The sequence below is a fragment of the Dendronalium phyllosphericum CENA369 genome, from assembly GCF_016056275.1.
GTDB lineage: Bacteria > Cyanobacteriota > Cyanobacteriia > Cyanobacteriales > Nostocaceae > Dendronalium > Dendronalium phyllosphericum.
Window position 1 is genome coordinate 14,577 of the sequence record NZ_JAECZA010000046.1, and the last position, 17,340, is coordinate 31,916.

At 42.6% G+C, this 17,340-nt stretch carries 17 protein-coding genes; 3 read left to right on the plus strand and 14 right to left on the minus strand.

Annotated elements, in window-relative coordinates:
- Positions 1 to 256: 256 nt before the first annotated feature.
- From I8752_RS12615 to I8752_RS12650, 8 genes are all read right to left on the minus strand, one after another.
- A complete protein-coding gene (locus I8752_RS12615; protein WP_214432667.1) occupies positions 257 to 448 on the minus strand; it encodes a hypothetical protein in 192 nt (63 codons plus the stop codon).
- A 33-nt stretch (positions 449 to 481) separates the two neighbouring features.
- Positions 482 to 1,918, minus strand: coding sequence for a sugar porter family MFS transporter (locus I8752_RS12620; RefSeq protein ID WP_318780838.1), 1,437 nt, complete (start codon positions 1,916 to 1,918; stop codon positions 482 to 484).
- A 93-nt stretch (positions 1,919 to 2,011) separates the two neighbouring features.
- Positions 2,012 to 3,007, minus strand: a complete 996-nt coding sequence (locus I8752_RS12625; RefSeq protein ID WP_214432669.1) for an ABC transporter permease subunit — start codon at positions 3,005 to 3,007, stop codon at positions 2,012 to 2,014.
- On the minus strand, positions 3,004 to 4,557 hold the full coding sequence (locus tag I8752_RS12630; protein WP_214432670.1) for a sugar ABC transporter ATP-binding protein: 1,554 nt from the start codon (positions 4,555 to 4,557) through the stop codon (positions 3,004 to 3,006). The genes I8752_RS12625 and I8752_RS12630 overlap by 4 nt, the downstream gene beginning before the upstream one ends.
- Positions 4,558 to 4,737: 180 nt before the next feature.
- Complete coding sequence (locus I8752_RS12635) at positions 4,738 to 5,775, minus strand: ABC transporter substrate-binding protein (RefSeq protein ID WP_214432671.1); 1,038 nt, start codon at positions 5,773 to 5,775, stop codon at positions 4,738 to 4,740.
- A 166-nt stretch (positions 5,776 to 5,941) separates the two neighbouring features.
- Positions 5,942 to 6,952 (minus strand): ABC transporter substrate-binding protein, encoded by a 1,011-nt coding sequence (locus I8752_RS12640; RefSeq protein WP_214432672.1) that lies wholly within the window; start codon positions 6,950 to 6,952, stop codon positions 5,942 to 5,944.
- Positions 6,953 to 7,774: 822 nt separating this feature from the next.
- Positions 7,775 to 8,668, minus strand: coding sequence for an inositol oxygenase (locus I8752_RS12645; RefSeq protein WP_214432673.1), 894 nt, complete (start codon positions 8,666 to 8,668; stop codon positions 7,775 to 7,777).
- A gap of 257 nt (positions 8,669 to 8,925) precedes the next feature.
- The gene (locus tag I8752_RS12650; RefSeq protein WP_214432674.1) at positions 8,926 to 9,279 is read right to left on the minus strand and encodes a DUF1815 family protein; all 354 of its coding nucleotides are present in this window, start codon (positions 9,277 to 9,279) and stop codon (positions 8,926 to 8,928) included.
- Between the two features lie 307 nt (positions 9,280 to 9,586).
- Here I8752_RS12650 and I8752_RS12655 point away from each other — a divergent pair, with 307 nt between their 5' ends.
- Positions 9,587 to 9,730, plus strand: coding sequence for a hypothetical protein (locus I8752_RS12655; protein WP_214432675.1), 144 nt, complete (start codon positions 9,587 to 9,589; stop codon positions 9,728 to 9,730).
- Positions 9,731 to 9,764: 34 nt separating this feature from the next.
- Here I8752_RS12655 and I8752_RS12660 read toward each other — a convergent pair whose 3' ends face one another.
- The 5 genes from I8752_RS12660 to I8752_RS12680 all read right to left on the minus strand — a co-directional run bounded on the left by I8752_RS12660 (position 9,765) and on the right by I8752_RS12680 (position 15,175).
- Positions 9,765 to 10,274 carry a gluconokinase gene (locus I8752_RS12660; RefSeq protein ID WP_214432676.1) on the minus strand — a complete coding sequence of 170 codons (510 nt, stop codon included), beginning with the start codon at positions 10,272 to 10,274 and terminating at the stop codon, positions 9,765 to 9,767.
- A gap of 19 nt (positions 10,275 to 10,293) precedes the next feature.
- Positions 10,294 to 11,553, minus strand: coding sequence for a lactate racemase domain-containing protein (locus tag I8752_RS12665; RefSeq protein ID WP_214432677.1), 1,260 nt, complete (start codon positions 11,551 to 11,553; stop codon positions 10,294 to 10,296).
- Positions 11,554 to 11,555: 2 nt separating this feature from the next.
- On the minus strand, positions 11,556 to 12,410 hold the full coding sequence (locus tag I8752_RS12670) for an SDR family oxidoreductase (RefSeq protein WP_214432678.1): 855 nt from the start codon (positions 12,408 to 12,410) through the stop codon (positions 11,556 to 11,558).
- A 91-nt stretch (positions 12,411 to 12,501) separates the two neighbouring features.
- On the minus strand, positions 12,502 to 13,923 hold the full coding sequence (gene uxaC, locus I8752_RS12675) for a glucuronate isomerase (protein ID WP_214432679.1): 1,422 nt from the start codon (positions 13,921 to 13,923) through the stop codon (positions 12,502 to 12,504).
- Positions 13,924 to 14,137: 214 nt separating this feature from the next.
- The gene (locus tag I8752_RS12680; RefSeq protein ID WP_214432680.1) at positions 14,138 to 15,175 is read right to left on the minus strand and encodes a LacI family DNA-binding transcriptional regulator; all 1,038 of its coding nucleotides are present in this window, start codon (positions 15,173 to 15,175) and stop codon (positions 14,138 to 14,140) included.
- Positions 15,176 to 15,449: 274 nt separating this feature from the next.
- On the opposite strand from I8752_RS12680, the gene I8752_RS12685 reads away from it, so the two are divergent.
- Entirely contained in the window at positions 15,450 to 15,890 is a 441-nt protein-coding gene (locus tag I8752_RS12685) for a hypothetical protein (protein ID WP_214432681.1), read from the plus strand.
- Positions 15,891 to 16,021: 131 nt separating this feature from the next.
- Here I8752_RS12685 and I8752_RS12690 read toward each other — a convergent pair whose 3' ends face one another.
- Entirely contained in the window at positions 16,022 to 17,092 is a 1,071-nt protein-coding gene (locus tag I8752_RS12690; protein ID WP_214432682.1) for a M28 family peptidase, read from the minus strand.
- Positions 17,093 to 17,104: 12 nt separating this feature from the next.
- Between I8752_RS12690 and I8752_RS12695 the strand changes: the two genes are divergently transcribed.
- On the plus strand, positions 17,105 to 17,242 hold the full coding sequence (locus I8752_RS12695; protein WP_214432683.1) for a hypothetical protein: 138 nt from the start codon (positions 17,105 to 17,107) through the stop codon (positions 17,240 to 17,242).
- The last annotated feature ends 98 nt before the right edge of the window (positions 17,243 to 17,340 follow it).

The following is a 17,340-nucleotide window of genomic DNA, read 5'->3' on the forward strand; positions in this document are numbered from 1 at the left end:
TTCGTGTGTCACAAAGATTATTGAAATTGGTATGAGAGTATTTCTTAATTGCGCTGCGATCGGTTTTCAATGTGTCATCTAGGCTATTACCTGAATAAAACTGTATACTCAGTTCCTCTGTAAATTATTTTCATTTTCTACCACTTACATCATCAGTTAATGTTGCTATAGCCTTGATAACTATCAAGTTATAGCAAAGTGCTGAGTGCTGAGTAAAAACCCAGTTACTTCAAGGCTTTGAGCAATCAATACTGTCTTAACCTATGCTTCGATTGCTATATCTTGAATTTGTGATTTTAATTAGCTCGCACTTTTTATTGGTTAGAGTAAATAGATAAACCAGGCGATCGTTTACTTCGCCAAATTTTTCTTTGATGATATTAGTTTTTTGAGCGATGTCACCTGGTTTATTATCTGAATGATTGCGATGGAATGCTGACGTAGACATTGTTTAAGTTTTATAGCTCTACTTAGATGCTAATTACATGTCTTCCAACTCAATTCCTTTGGTTTCTTTAATAAAAAAGAGAACGAAAAAGAATGAAATAGCTGCCGCAATTGTATAGAGACCATAGGCAGAACCTAAACCGAAATATTGCAGAATAGGAGGAAATGTTGTGGAAACAACGAAATTCGCCACCCATTGCATAGAAGCAGCAACTGAAAGTGCAGCAGCGCGAATTTTATTATTAAACATTTCTCCTAACAGCACCCAGGTCACTGGCCCCCAGGAGAAACCGAAGCAAAATACATAGAGGTTAGCCGCGAAAAGAGCTGCCATCCCTGCACTTCCGGTTAGAGTAGGATTACCAGCAGCATCCACCGGAGCGGTTCCAAAAACAGTAGCCATCGTTCCCAAAGTCAAGGTCATGCCGATTGACCCTAAGATGAGTAGAGGCTTACGTCCAAATTTATCCACGAAGGCGATCGCAATCAGCGTTGTCATAATATTGACAGCACCCGTAATCACCGTAATTGTCAGGGAATCTTTTTCGGAAAACCCAACTGCCCGCCACAAAACGCTGCTGTAGTAGAAAATTACATTAATACCAACGAATTGCTGAAGTACAGATAAGCCGATTCCAATCCAAACTATGGGTAAGAGTCCGCCACTTCTCCTTAAAAGGTCGGAAAACTTAGGTTCGCGTTCTCGCATCACTGTTTGGCGAATTTCCTCGATTTTTTCCAGGACGTTACCGCCTAAAATCTTGGTGAGAACGTTAGCAGCTTCAGGCTCTCGTCCTTGAGCAACTAAGTAGCGGGGAGATTCAGGAATTGTTAAAGCAGCCATACCATATAACACTGCTGGCGGAACTGCTGTCCAAAACATCCAGCGCCAAGCTGCAATCCCAAACAAAAATGGTTTTTCTGCTGAACCTGCTGACACAGCAATAAAGTAGTCGGAGAGCAGGGCAATGAAAATTCCCACCACAATTGCTAGTTGCTGGAGAGAGCCTAACCTGCCACGCAAATGAGTCGGAGAACATTCGGCAATGTAAGCTGGGGCGATGACGCTGGCTACGCCGATCGCAATTCCACCTAAAAGCCGCCAAAAGATAAAATCCCAGATACCAAAGGCTAGCCCAGAGCCAATAGCACTGAGAGTAAACAATCCGGAAGCAACTACCATTGCCTTGATGCGCCCATAACGGTCGGCAATTTGTCCGGCAAAGAAGGCTCCTACCGCAGATCCTAGCAACGCGAGGGACACGGCTAAACCAGTTACCCAACTACTGATGTTGAAGGCTTTGGAAATAGCTACCACAGCGCCGTTAATTACAGCAGTATCAAAACCGAACAAAAAACCGCCAAGAGCAGCAGCACCAGCAATTAATATGACATAGAATGTATTGGATTTACGCCGAGCAGTTGTCGAGGTCATAGTTTTATCTGGAAAAAAGGGCGTAGACAGTGGGATGTTGGGAGTCTGGTGTAGGGAAAAGACATTTTTAGATTAATGAGTTATTAATTGAGATTATTTAATTTCAAATCTCAAATTCTTTTGTGAAATTTACCGTCTAGAACGTCTGCGGAGTCGGTCGATTGTGACTGCTAAAATAATTACGAGTCCTTTGACGACTAGTTGCCAGAAGAAAGACAAATTCAACAAGGTCAAACCATTGTTGAGAATTGCAATGATTAATGCACCTAAAAGGGTTCCGCCAATCGTCCCAATACCGCCTGTAAAGCTGGTTCCACCCAAAATTACAGCAGCGATCGCATCTAATTCATAACCCTGGCCCAATAAGCCACTAGCACTATAAAGACGGCTGGCACTCATGATTCCTGCCAAACCGGCGAGCAATCCACTGACACCATAGACAAATAGCAATACCCGATTAACTTTAATTCCAGTTAATCGGGCGGCTCGCTCGTTACCACCGACTGCATATATCTGCACTCCTAATACAGTTTGTCGCAGGACAAACCAACTAACTAATACAGTCAATAGCGCAATGATGACTAACCAAGGCAGCGGCCCGATATAGCTATTACCCACCCAAGCAAAATTTATGTCTCGGTTAATTACTGTTGTGCCCTTGGCAATTAAGTAGGCAACACCCCGCAAAGCAGTCAGCGAACCCAACGTGACAATAAAAGGCGGCACATCTAAAAAGGTGATCAGAGCGCCGTTGAGTAAACCTAAAAGCAATCCTGCCGCTAAACCAGCAGGTACAGCCATCCACCCGATCGCGGGAAGTAGCGATACTAAGAGGGCAACTACGGCTGAAACAGCTAATATCGAACCAACTGAAAGGTCGATGCCTCCGGTGAGAATTACAAACGTCATCCCGGTTGCCAGCACAATATTGATGGATGCTTGGCGCAAGATATTAACGATGTTACCGCCGGTGAGGAAGTTGGGAGAAAGGAATGTAAATAAAATGCAGATAATGACGAGAATCGGCAGGATACCTGCAACTTCCAGGAAAGTGTTGATTGATTTGCGGCGCGCTGCTGGATTATTGCTAACTTTACTCTTGGCTGGCCTGATTGTTTGACTCATGATGCTGATACCTCCGATGCTCCAGTTGCATAGTGCATGATATTTTCTTGGGTAATTTCTTTTTCCCGACTGCCGTCAAGTTCGCCTACTAGCCGTCCTTCTCGCATCACCAAGACGCGATCGCTTAATCCTACAACCTCTGGTAATTCGCTGGAAACCATCAAAATCGCTACGCCTTGGGCTGCTAATTCGCTGATAATTCGGTAAATTTCGCTTTTCGCCCCGATATCTACGCCGCGTGTCGGTTCATCTAACATCAACACTCTGGGTTTAATAGCTAGCCAACGCGCTAGGAGTAGCTTTTGCTGATTTCCACCAGAAAGATCCACGGCTCTGATTTCCAAATTCGCCAGTCGGATATTGAAGTCTTCTACAGCTTGCTTTGCCAACAGATTGACCGAACCCCAATTAACAACACCAGCCTTGGCATCCTGCTTGAGCGTGTTCAGGGCTATATTCTTACGAGAACTCATCTCCAAGAATAAACCCTGGTCTTTGCGGTCTTCTGGGACGTAACCAATACCGACTGCAATGGCATCGCTAGGCGAATTAATATTTAATTTCGTCCCATTTAGGAAGACTTCCCCACTTGATTTGCGGTCAGCACCAAAAATCAGCCGAGATACTTCTGTGCGTCCTGCACCTACTAGCCCCGCTAAACCGACAATTTCGCCAGCACGAATTTGCAAACTAGTTGGCTCAACTTTGCGCCCGTCAGAGATATTTCTGACTTCCAACACTACCGGGCCGGGATTGGTTTGCCGTTGATGTTCGTAAAAGTCTTGCATCGAGCGACCGACCATCATTTGTACTAATCGCTGGACAGAAATTTCATCCCGCGTCAGACTGCCAATGTATTGACCGTCGCGCAACACGCTAATTCGGTCAGCCAATGCATATATTTCTTCCATGCGGTGACTAATATAGATAATGGCGATGCCGTCATCTTTAAGTCTGCGAATGACTTGAAATAAATGCTGAGTCTCGCGGTCGGATAAGGCTGCTGTTGGCTCATCCATTACTAAAACGCGGCTTTTGTCCTTCAGCGCTCTAGCAATTTCTACTTGCTGCTGTTCGGCGATCGACAAGCTACCAACGATTGTTTGTCCTGTAAAAGTTGCTCCGAGGCTTTGCAGCACTTGCTGTGCTTCCTCTTCCATCCCTTTACGGTCTAAAAATTGACCTTTTTGCAACTCGCTACCCATAAAAATATTTTCGGTAACGGTTAAATTAGGTGCAACGTTGAGTTCTTGATAAATGAGATTAATACCTGCTTTGCGTGCTGAAGCCGGATCGCTAATTTTAACAGGTTGACCATTGATGCGAATCTCGCCTTCGTCAGCGATGTAAGCCCCAGCTAGGATTTTCATCAATGTGCTTTTACCAGCTCCGTTTTCACCCATTAAGGCATGAACCTCTCCGGGATAAATTGTGAGATTAACATTTTCCAGAGCAGATACACCATGAAATCGTTTGCAAACCCCTTGCATTTCTAATATCGGGGTAGCAGTTGGTACGTGAGGAAAAAAGGTTTCAATACTTGTTGTCATTGGCCGATTCTCTAAAAATTGTTTAGAACTTGCCATTGTGAGTTAGAAATTAATCAACTCGCGCCTCAGGTGAAATGAAAGTGCATATATAAGGGATATGTGCGAAGGCTTTACGAATCTACTCAATTATTCACATTAGACATAATTTTCAATTTCCAACTCACAATTATTATTGATTACTTACCAACCTTTCTCAGTGCTGACGTTATCTTTTGTAATCAGCTTGACTGGAATTAAAATAGTGGGGTTAGTAGGTTTTTTGCCATGTAAGATATCGTTGCCAACTTCAACTGCTTTTGCAGCCATCCCGCGAGGACTTTGAGTAGCAGTTGCCGCATATATACTATCTTGGGCGGCGATCGCTTTCACTGCTTCGGGCGCACCATCGACTCCCACAATAAAGAAATCTTTGCGTTGTGCTTGGTTCGCTGCTAGTTCTGCACCGACTCCACTGGGGTCGTTGATGGCAAAAACAGCATCAATTTTGGGAAAGGTTGTCAGCAAATCAGTCATGACTCTCAGCCCTCCATCCCGATTTCCCTCTGCATTCTGGTCTTTAGAGAGGATTTTGATATCGGGATATTTGGATAAGACATTTTGGCAACCGCTAACTCGCTGGATTACCGAGTCCACCTGCGGCCCGTTGACGATGACTATATTACCTTTGCCTTTGAGGCGATCGGCAATATATTTACAAGCAACTTCTCCAGCTTGCACGTTATTAGTAGTAACGGTGGCATCTACGCCTCCCTCAGCACCAGTATCTACTGCAATCACAATTCTGCCTGCTTGCTTGGCTTTTTCTACTGCTGGTTTAATGCCACTTTTATCAGCAGCATTTAGGATAATGATGTCTGTATTCGCCGCCGTGAAAGTTTCAATTTGGTTAGCTTGTTGATTGAGGTCGTAGGCACTAGAAACTACAGTAGTCCTAACATCATTACCGCCAATTTTTTTGGCTGTTGCTTCAATTTCTTGTCCCATCAGAACGAAGAAAGGGTTACTTAGATCGCCAGCGGTAAAAGCTACCGATCGCAATTTCCCATCCCCACTACCAGTTTTATTCTCTGCGCTAGTATTAGTAGCAGTATTGGGAACAGTGTTGGTATCAGGATTAGTAGCAGTATTGCCATTTTGAGAGCCATTTGAGCATCCAATCAAAGTACTACTGATTAAACCTATTAAACTAGCAGCGATCGTAATCCTTTTCACATTCATAATCTCCTAATTAAAAAAGTGCTGAGTGCTGAGTGCTGAGTGAAGAGTTAGGGTTAGTTGTCAGTAGAAATTGGGGATTAGTAATGGTAATTGGTCAGTTGTCAGTGGTTTTATCTCCTCTGCTCCTCTGCTTCCCCTGCTCCCCCTGCTCTCTTCTCTCACTCGATTACCAGCCTTTATAGCTGCTAAGGTTATCGCGGGTGACTAATTTGACTGGAACGAGAATCTCAGAATTACTCAGTTTTTTGCCTTGTTTGACATCGTTACCAATCTCAACTGCTGTTCGCGCCATCCCTGCGGGGTCTTGAGCAGCTGTTGCAACGAATACACCGTCTTTATCTTCCATGGCTTTGGTTGCATCTGGCGAACCATCAACCCCAACAATAAAGAATTCTTTGCGTCTTGCTTGTCTGGCTGCTAAATCTGCGCCGACACCGCTTTGGTCGTTAGTGGCAAAGACGGCATCAATTTTCGGAAAGGTTGTCAGCAAATCGCCCATAACTCTCAATCCGCCATCTCTCGTCCCTTCTGCGTTTTGGTCTGAGATGATTTTGATATCGGGATACTTGGATAATGAATTTTTACAACCACTCACTCGCTGATTGATTGAGTCCATCGGCGTACCGTTGAGAATGACTATATTACCTTTGCCTTGGAGGCGATCGCCTATATATTTGCAAGCTATCTCTCCAGCTTGGGTATTGTTAGAGCTAATCATTGCATCTACATCTGCATCAACGGCTGAATCTACTGCAATCACAACTCTACCTGCGTTTCTCGCGCCATCAATTGCTGGTTTAATTCCTTTTTTGTCAACCGCACTGAGGATAATTAGGTCGGTATTTGCGGCTGTGAAATTTTCAATTTGGTTGGTTTGTTGGTTCAGGTCAAAGCTACTAGATACTGCGTTAACTCTGATATCATTGCCAAGTTTCTTCGCTTGTTCTTGAGTGCCTTTCTGCATTGCTACATAAAAAGGATTACCCAAATCGCCAAGGGCAATGCCGATTGTTTGCAATTTTCCTTTTGCAGTACTAACCTGATTCAAACTAGTATTGGTTGCTGTGTTAGTTTCAGTATTAGGTGCAGCGTTGCTATTTTCCGAGCCATTTGTGCAACCGACAAGAGTACTACTAACTAAACTTAATATGCTGGTTGCGATCGCTATTTTCTTCATATTATTCTGTTTTTAACAAGGTATTCAAATCCCAAAAATTCAGCATCATCTCAATTTGAAAATTCATCGCTATCTTGACTATTTCTGGCAATTCAGATATAATTTTTAGCAGCTTCAACTTTTTTCAAATTTTCGAGAATTTATTTTTGTCAATTTTATTTAGTTTCATTAAATGTCTCCTTTTTAAAAGTACAATAACAAAGGAGTTTTACTTTCCCAAAAGCAGATTTCTATGAAATGATAAACTTGTAACTATGATTGGATATAACAGTTTTTAGAACGGTCTTTTATCGAAATTTGAACTTTCTATTAGTTTATCCTGCACTGTTACAAAAATATCCTCGGTTTAACTATCTTTACAAAATATAGAATCCTATTGAATCTCTCGGTAACTTCAAGTTTTTACTCCCAGTGTTGGCGAAAAATTACTAGTTTTGACTTGAGTGATGATTTCATAAAAATTAATAGATGCGACTCAAGTTATCTTGAAAAAAATTAATAGCTTAATCAGCTGTTTGCTTGGAAAATTGAGATTTTAGTGACTTTTAGCAATATTGATAAATCTCCTTCTAGCTTGTTTTCAAAATGATGCAAGTATGCTGTCTAATGTATTTACTTGCGATCGCTCTTCAATTAAGAGTGATAGAATAACAAAGACAATACATAACTTAATGCCTGATTTTTGAGCCAGAACATCTGCATACCTTGTAGAAAAATGCTGTACGTAGCTTCGGCTTGCTAGTGAATTATTGCTGATTATAAATCAACTAATTTCGCCAACCTCAATTCAATATGATGTCTATACAGTGTTTTTCCAAAACTTTAAAATTTTAAGGTTGCAGGCAAATATTTCGCCGCTAAATCTTCATAGTATGGTCTGAGTGTTTGCCAATTAGGAGGATTGGGGTTTTTTGAATACAAATCGTAGGGATTAAATAACTTCACCCATTTAAACATTTCTTTATCGTGTTTATCCATCAAATGTGCGTATGCGTTTTCACGATGTTGAGGATAAAATGAGTGATAGCGGAGGATGTACAATGCGGGTTCGGGTAAATAGTCTTTGAGCATATGATATATATATTCATCATGCCCCCAAGACATCTGTACGTTACTCAATCCGCAATTTGGTTCGTAAATACCATACTTGGTGTTATATAGAGGGTTATGGCGATCGGGATTATCTTGAAAAAATTCTGAGAAGACAATTCGATCGGAGAATGCACAACCTACAGGATAAGTATCGCCTACAGTAGACCATTGAGGTTCGCCAAACAAACAAAGTACCTTCCCCATATCGTGAAGGAAGCCAGTAAGTACCATCCAGTCGGGGTGTCCATCAGCGCGGATAGCTTCTGATGTTTGCAATAAGTGTTGTAATTGGTCTAAATCTGTATCGGGATCAGAATCATCAACCAATTGATTCAAAAATTCGATTGCATCCCAAACAGTCATTTCTTGCTTATCAAACTTTAAAAAGTCAGCTTTTTTCTGTAGTACAAAATTATATGTTTGCTTAATATGATTTAATCGGTAGAACTCTTTGACTGTGTCTCTAGTAGTCGTTTCGTAATTCCTGTACGCTTCAATAGTTTTACCTTCTTTAACTATGCTGTTCGGGTCGGGATAGCGATTAAGTAAATCTTCTTCCCATTCTTCTAATGAATCTAAAGGATTATTTTGAGTTTGAGCAAGGGAATATAAGGTTTGAGACATATCTTCCTACTTTTTTATGGGGTTTTGTCAGGTAAATAATACTTTTGCACTTTCTTGAATGCACAGGTGTGCAATAACTTTATTGAGCTTATTTTTATTTTTGCACACGTGTGCAAAAAATGTATGTTAAGTTTCCTTTCTTCTTTGTATACCTGTGCAAAATCTACTGATTATTTTTTATGCACACGTGAGCATATACGAACATTAAGTTTTTTATCGATCGCCCAAGTGTGTATTTTAACTTCAACAGACATTCTTTACTTTAGGAAAGAAATTTGTTGTGGATACTTAACAAAGTCAATTTTTTGTTGTGGATACTTGGCAATTTCAGACAATTCCTGCAATTGATTTATCGCTTCTGCACCCTCTAACTTCATTAATTCGCGGTCATCCCAGATTTCTATCCAAGTAATACCGTAATCAGACACTAAAAACCGAATCAGGTGCTTTTCTCCCAGACTTACCATAAATGAAGCACTCTTGATTTGGTCGCCGCATGTATAACAAGATGTAGAATAGCCCCGCCGCTCAAGTACAATTGACAAAGCTTGCAGGCTCATTACCAAGTCTTGGACGACTTGCTGATGTTGTTGCGCTAATCTCAAAAACATTAGTTTCCTCCTACCACTACAATGATGCGATCGCTTTATATTTGCATGAGATTACTTTTGAGATGATTTAGTTGCCAAAAGATGTTTTTTTGTAAAAAACATGATACATCGCATCTGTGCAAATATATAGCCGTAGCCACAACCTTTAGGACAGTTGTGATTGCTCAAAGCCTTAAAGCAAGTGGTTTTTACTCAGCAACACCACTTGCTACCCTGCGGGAAGCCCTTCGGGTTCGGGGGTGACGCTCCTGCGTCGCTAACGCTGCGCTAACGCAATCGACGGGAACCGCCCTTCGGGTTCGCCACTTTGCCATCGACGCAAAGCGCCAAGACGGCAAGTGGACTCACCAAGACTGCGACCCCCTCACCGCAGAAGCGTCTACAAGTCGGCAAAGCCGCCCAACGCAGTGGCTCCTCAGCACTCAGCACTCAGCACTTTGCTATAGACTAAAATCCTAACCCATACCATCTAGCGGTGAAAGATGCTAAATGCTCAAAGCTGTTCTGATGTTTTGGACAATTGCCTGGGGTGTTTGTGCAATATCTATATATATAGTGTCTAATGGTTCTTCCAGAGTCTCAAACTGGCTAACTAGAAGTTTTTCACTCATATAGTGATTGTGACGCTGTTGCAATCGCTGTTGAATTAACTCATAACCTCCTTTGAGGTAAACTAGCTTGATGCGATCGCTCTTAGCGTTGGCAAAGCGATCGCTATCCAATACAAGAAATTGGCGATAGCTTTCTTTTAAAGCCGAACACGCCAGCACCACATTTTTATTTTCTTGCAACCATTGTTTAATAGCTGTTTGCAAATCTTGCAACCAAGGTGTCCTATCGGTTTCAGTTAAAGGAATACCGCACCGCATTTTCTCAACATTCTCTAACGAGTGGAAAGCGTCAGCATCGCTAAATTTCCAGTGCAAAGAATCTGCTAGTAGTTGTCCTATAGTGGTTTTGCCAGATCCAGAAACACCCATCACGAGAATAATCATCACACCTCTCGATTACGAATTACGAATTAAGACGATATAGTATCTCGCCAGCTTTTGGCACAAGCAAAATGCCTTCATCCTCTCGGTTTGACCATTCTGTTAGTTGAATGGTAGCTGGGTTGCGATAGTTTAAGTTATGCGCTGCACAGCGTTCGGGAGAGATACCTGTAGCTAAAGTGACCTGAATTCGTGCTTGTTCCCCTTTTATCGGGTCAAAAGTACCCATACCTTTCAAGTGAGTACTATGTGCTAGTACTCCACCAGGATAGGCTTGAAATTTATCCCATTGTTTGAGAAAGTAATCCCGCACGTGATAGCCAACTTGGGCTAAGATTTCGCCATGTGTATAGCTAAACTCTGTAATGTGAGGAGCATATATAATTAGCTCGCCTCCATCAGCCACAACGGGTTCTAGCTTGTACATTCCTTTAGCCGCCGTCCAAATGTCATCATACATTTGGGGCATGACCGACAGCACTTGTTTAAAAGGCTTATCTACATATTTAATATGTAGTTTGGCTGATAAATTGGCAGCGTCTTTCCAAGCTGATTCTGGTTTATCTATATAAAGCCCAGCTAACTGATTCGTTTTTGGTGCAACCACCATTGCTAGGCAAAGCTTGGGAGTAGGAATTAGGCTAGCAGCGCGGTCAATTAAGCGCCGAACTGGTGTAATTCCCAGCGTACCGATAATTTCGTAACAGGTGATTAAAGCACCTAACCAGTGTGATAAATTAATTACTTCTTGACCGCTAATGCCAGGAAAAAAATATTTATTTCCACCAGAAAAACCGACAACTTCGTGGGGAAATACCGGGCCACAAATGATTATCAAATCATATTCCATTACAAGGCAATTAATACGCACCTCAACTGCTTGATGCAGCATTCCTTTGCTGATATCTGCAATTTCATCTGCCGAAATCATTCCACAAGAAATAAACGTGTCTGGTTTATTCCATAGGTGGTTAAAAATTTGCACCTTTCTAAAAGTTGTTTGTCGCTCTTGTGGTGTTATACCTACCAAGCGATTGATTTGTTCTTCACTCATGGGATTATGCGTACCCAGAGCGATTAAATAATCTAGTGCAGCAACGCGATCGCCTAATTCTTGATAAAGCAATCGAAACATTTGCGGTATGGGAGCAGTGCGGGTTCCATCGGGAATTAATACTAAGATGCGCTGTCCATCTAATCTAGAGTCTGCCAAAGCTTCATGAACTAACTGGGAAACTTGCTCGTCGGCAAGTGTACCGTTAGTTACAGCCAGTGAATACATTTTTAAACTCCGCTGTAGATACTAAACCCACCATCTACGGGTACAACTACTCCGTTAACGAAACTCGAACCAGAACTGCATAACCAAATCAAAGTACTGAGTAATTCGTCCGGTTCTCCGAAACGCCCAGCCGGAGTATGGTCAATAATTTTTTGTCCGCGTACCGTCAAACTGCCATCTGTATTTAAGAGTAAATCTCGATTTTGCTCTCCAATGAAGAAACCGGGGGCGATCGCATTTACCCGCAGCCCAGCACCATACTTTTGAGCGAGTTCTACCGCTAGCCAGCGAGTAAAGTTATCTATCCCTGCTTTCGCCGCTGAATAGCCCACTACCCGACTAATCGCCCGGATGGCAGACATTGAAGAAATATTCACAATACAACCGTGGGGATGATTTCTTTCAACCATTGCTTGAGCAAAAACTTGGCTGGGTAGTAGAGTACCGACCAAATTGAGACTAACCACTTGCTCAAAAGCCGCGTGTGGCATCTCAAAAAAAGTAGCGTCAGGCGCAATTGTGGCAGCCGGAATATTGCCACCAGCCGAGTTTACCAAGATATCTATCTGACCCCAACGGTTTAAAATAGCACTTTTGGCGATTTCTAATTGCGAGCGATCGCTCACATCTGCCACCACAGCCATACTTTCTCCACCGTTAGCGCTAATATCAGCCACCACCGCACCCGCCCGTGCTTCATTACGACCGAGAACAACGACTCGCGCCCCAGCAAGAGCCAAACCCCGCGCCATCGCTCCACCAAGCACCCCAGAACCGCCTGTGACTACAGCTACTTGGTCTTTGAGACTAAAAAGTTTATCTAAAATCAAGTCAGGTTTATTTAATAAATCTGGCATAGATAATTCCTCTACTCATACCGTTTCCCAAAAATCGCGATCGCAATTATTTCCCCCTCATCCCTTCAGCAAGCATTGAGCGCAACTTGCATTAGTCCAACTTATAAGCCACCTTAGCGAGGTCATAAGCTAAAGCACCAGCCATTTCATAGCCTTCCTCTTCTTCGACTAGTCCACGCGCGACCAATCCCGCTAACCAATTGCAAGCAACACGCCGCCAGACAGTATGACGAGCCGGAATAGAAACGAAAGCGCGCGTATCATCGTTAAATCCAGCGGTATTGTAAAGTCCAGCAGTTTCCATAACTTGGTCGAAGTAGCGTTCCATGCCATTAACGCTGTCGTGAAACCACCAAGGCGGCCCCAGCAGTATAGCTGGATAATGACCAGCTAAGGGAGCCAGTTCGCGGCTGTAAGTGCTTTCATCCAATCCAAACAAAATTAAGTGGAAGTTTCTATTATTCCCGTAGGCTTCCAACAACGGACGCAGATTTTCAGTCCACTCTATTTGCACTGGCATATCAGCACCTTTATCAGCTCCGAACCGCTCAAACAAAGCGGGGTTATGGTTGCGTGCAATTCCACAATGCATTTGCATCACTAGACCATCTTCTACACTCATCCGAGCCATTTCCACGAACATATGACCGATAAAACGCTGTGCGTCACCCGGATTTAGCTTGCCAGCCAATGCTCTAGCAAAGATAGCTTCTGCTTCTTGGTCACAAAGACGCATAGTATAAGGTGTAGCTGCGCTCTGGTCGGTAGCTGTTGCACCCATTTTTTTAAAGAAAGCTCGACGTTCTTCTAGAGCTTGGACAAAACTAGCGTAAGTGCTGATTTCCCAGTCTACCGTGCTTTCTAGCTTGGCAAGATTTTCGCGCCAACCAGGAGCATCCAGGTTAACTACCGCATCTGGTCGAAAAGTCGGCTTGATGTGAGTAAAACCTTCTTGATGAAGCGATTGATGGTGTTCTAGGGTATCGCTGGCTGCATCGGTAGTACAAAGCACTTCAATATTAAAGCTTTTGAATAAAGCGCGAGGCGAAAACTCAGGTAAGGTCAACTGTTCTTCTAGATAATCATAGATGTCTGCGGCATTGCGAGAATTTAAAGGCTCATCCACTCCAAAGACGTTATATAGTTCGTCTTTTAGCCACAACCCAGATGGAGTACCCCGAAATAGATAAAAATTTTCGGCGAAAAGCTGCCAGATTTTGCGGTGGTTAGTTTCTATCAGCGAACCATCACTAGTGGGTATGCCTAAAGCTTGCAGAGGTATGCCCCGACTATAAAGCATCCGAAAAATGTAGTGGTCGGGGATAATGAATAATTCAGTAGGCGAACCAAAACGCGCTGCTGGATTAGCTAATAAAGCTGGGTCTACGTGACCGTGCGGGCAGATCAGCGGTAGAGCGGATATGCTATCAAAAAATTGATGGGCTAGTTGTCTTTGAATTGGTTCTGAATCGAAGCAGCGATCGCTCGATAAACTGCGTTTTTTAGTTAACATGATTTTTATCCGGTGAAAATTGATTAATGACCTACTAAATTTGAGATTTGGGAAAAAGTAAAAATTCTCAGTTCAAAAAATACTTTTTACTATTTAAAATTTCAATTTTTTTAGCAGTTACTAATTTAAAATCTCAAATCTCAACTTGGAAGAATTCTGCGTTTCCTATTCTTGTGGAGTACAGATTATTGTCAGGGCGAACGAAATAGCGACCCTACTTGTACTTATTCCTGAAGACTGCACTAGTACCCCTCTTTACAAGAGAAGGAGATAAAACACGATTTTCTACACTTTTTTCTTCTAATAAATCGAGTAACATTTGCATAGCCGAGGAACCAATTTCTAACATTGGCTGGCAAATTGTCGTTAGTGGCGGCGTAATGTAACTTCCTAAAGCAATACCATCAAATCCCACTATACTCAAATCTTCGGGTACTGAAATACCTAGTTCTTGACAGCCTAAAAGAGCGCCTATGGCTACCATATCGTTATAACAAAAAATGCCAGTTACCCCGACGCTGACTAATTTAGATACCAGCTTTTGACCAGTAGAAACATCGCTAATTCTGACATTATCTTCATCACTAATTGCTACCCAATCATTCATTTGTGGTAAACTAGCTTCAGTCATAGCCAGGCGATATCCTTCTAGGCGCTGCTGATTTGACCTACTGCGATCGCCTACACCCAAGTAGCCAATAGAAGTGTGTCCCAGACCGATCAAATGCTCAACAGCTAATTTTCCACCCAAGCGATCGTCTATTTCCACCGAGTGAAATATTTCGGGCTGATCTTCAGTCTGGCTATTAATAAAAACTGTGGGTACGGCAATTTGCTCTAGTTGCTTTGTGTGGTGTTTATTAAGTCGTGAGTCAGTTACTAAGATTCCATCCACTCGCCGACGATGAAAAATATCAATAGCTGCTATCTCTTGCTCTAAATCTCGATGAGAAGCACTTAATAAAACACTCAAGCCAGTCGATTTGGCTACCTCCTCAATTCCCTGTACTACCTCTGCATAAAAGGGATCTGCTATTGAAGTTACTACTACCCCAATGGTATTGGTGCGTTTATTTTGCAAACTTTGAGCAATAGCATTAGGCACATAATTCATCTCCTTGGCTATTTGCTTAATTTCCTCTCGCACCTTAGGACTAATTAAAGTGTTGTCTCGTAAAGCACGTGAAACTGTGGAATGAGAAACGCCTGCTCTGCGAGCAATATCTTCAATTGAAATTCTTCGTTTACTCATTTGCTATTTTATTTATCCGTATTGCACACGTGTGCATAATTAGTTATTGTAGATAAATTTAGTTCTTCGTCAATATACTTTCATACAAATCGTAACAAAGTCCTATCAAAAAACTTATGTCTTAATTAGAGCTAATAATTTAATTTAACAGGACTTACGCACAAAGATTGTCTGTTGAGACTGGGGTAGGGGAGTAAGGGTTAATGGGTCTAAGGATTTTAAACGCCTACACCCATTAATCCTTGCACTATCAAGACTTTATTTTTTAGAGTATATGCGTCGCAAAATTATGTATGTTTTAATTCTGCTGCTTTCACTGAGCATTATTACATTTTGGTGGCCTGTGAATGATTCCGAATGTAATTCAGAGGCTTTTCTGAAATCAAAAATCAAAAAATTTCAAGTACAGGCCGCTAAAGTTGTTGTTCAGCCTTGGCGTGGCGAACACCAAGTGTATGGAATTTTTATGGTTCCCGACGAATACAAGCAAACTCCATTTTTGGTTTTAACAGTTAAAGGTTTTGGCAGCGAATGTTCGAGACCATTTGGCTACAGGCGAAACTTTGATGATATCTTTGCGGAACCTGGCACTCATTTGGTGAGGGACTATATCAGAACCCGCATTGCTTTGCGGTTGATTCTTCAAGGTTTGTACTTCCATCTCAATGAGAAACAAAACTGGACGCTGACCTTTCCTCAGCAAAAGGCTGATTAAGAGGAGCAGGGGGAGATGAGGGAGATGAGGGAGATGAGGGGGATGAGGGAGACAAGGGAGACAATAAATAATAATTACTCCTGCCTCCTGCCTTCTGACAACTGATAACTGACAACTAACTCAGCACTTAATCAACTTGGTGGTTGAGTTTCTAAGGTATCGTTCTTTTCTAACAATCTGCTAGTAGCATTGACTACAATCTGTGCGGCTCCTGTGAAAAACGATCGCTCTATGGTTGCTGGTACATCACTCGGTTGGTGGTAGTGGGGAGTACGCAAATTAGCAGTATCCGTCACTAGCACAGCACCAATTCCTTGATACCAGAATGAGGCGTGGTCGCTGCGTAAGGTGTCGGGTGTCAGCAAACCTTTGAGAGGAATAGGCAGTGTCAGGACTGGTGGTAAATTCGCCACTTGCTTATTTTGAGCAATTGAGGGGATAGTCTGAGAATTTTGAAAGGCACTTAGTAAAGGCAAGTGTTCTGCATCGGCGATTACTGCCAAAAAGTCACCCTTCTCGCTGGGTGGCGTAACGGGCAATCCTACAGGATACTTTTGACATCCAGGAGTGTAGCAAGCATAACCCACCATATCCATGACTATGACACCACGTAGATTTTTTAAGCGTGCTGCTTTGGTGACAAACGCCCTACTGCCTAACAGACCGGCTTCTTCTTTGTCAAAAAAAGCTAGCTGCAATGTCCGTGGCATCGAACGCGAACCGAGAAGGCGGGCAACTTCCAGCACCACAGCAATACCAGTGCCGTTGTCATCAGCACCAGGAGAGAAAGCAACAGTGTCATAATGGGCTGCTACGAGAATTGCTCCTGCTGTTTTGTCAGTTCCCTGTCGTTGTGCAAAGATATTTACACCTTCAGCAAATTTTTCTAATTGGGGTTTCCAGCCTAATTTTTGTAATTCTGTTGTGATATAACTGCGAGTACGCGATCGCTCTACGTTCGTATAGCGCTGAAAATTCAACTTTTGGATGTGAGCTAATAGCTTATCAGCTGAAACTTGTGGTGTAATCTCCACTTCTTGGGGCTGTGGTGGTTGAGGTGTTTCCGGTGTTTCCACTGGAGTGCGCTCAACGATTGCAGGTGAGGGACGCTGTTCAAAAAAAGCATTAAATGCAGTACCTCTACTACTTACCACGGCAACAGCCACTAACACTAACAGCCCTAGCCAAATCCATTTTTTCATGTAAATCTATCCTTGGCTTCCAGACCTAGGGTAACGCGATCGTTAAGTTTGACAACTCGTCTTTTGACAGCGATCGCAACTTCACTTAGAGTGCTGAGTCAGGAGTTGGGGTTAGTTGTCAGTTGTCAGTTGTCAGTTGTCAGTTGTTAGTTGTCAGTTGTCAGGAGCAGAAGTAATTATTATTTCTTGTCTCCCTAATCTCCCTAATCTCCCTCATCTCCCTCATCTCCCCCCATCTCCCCCATCTC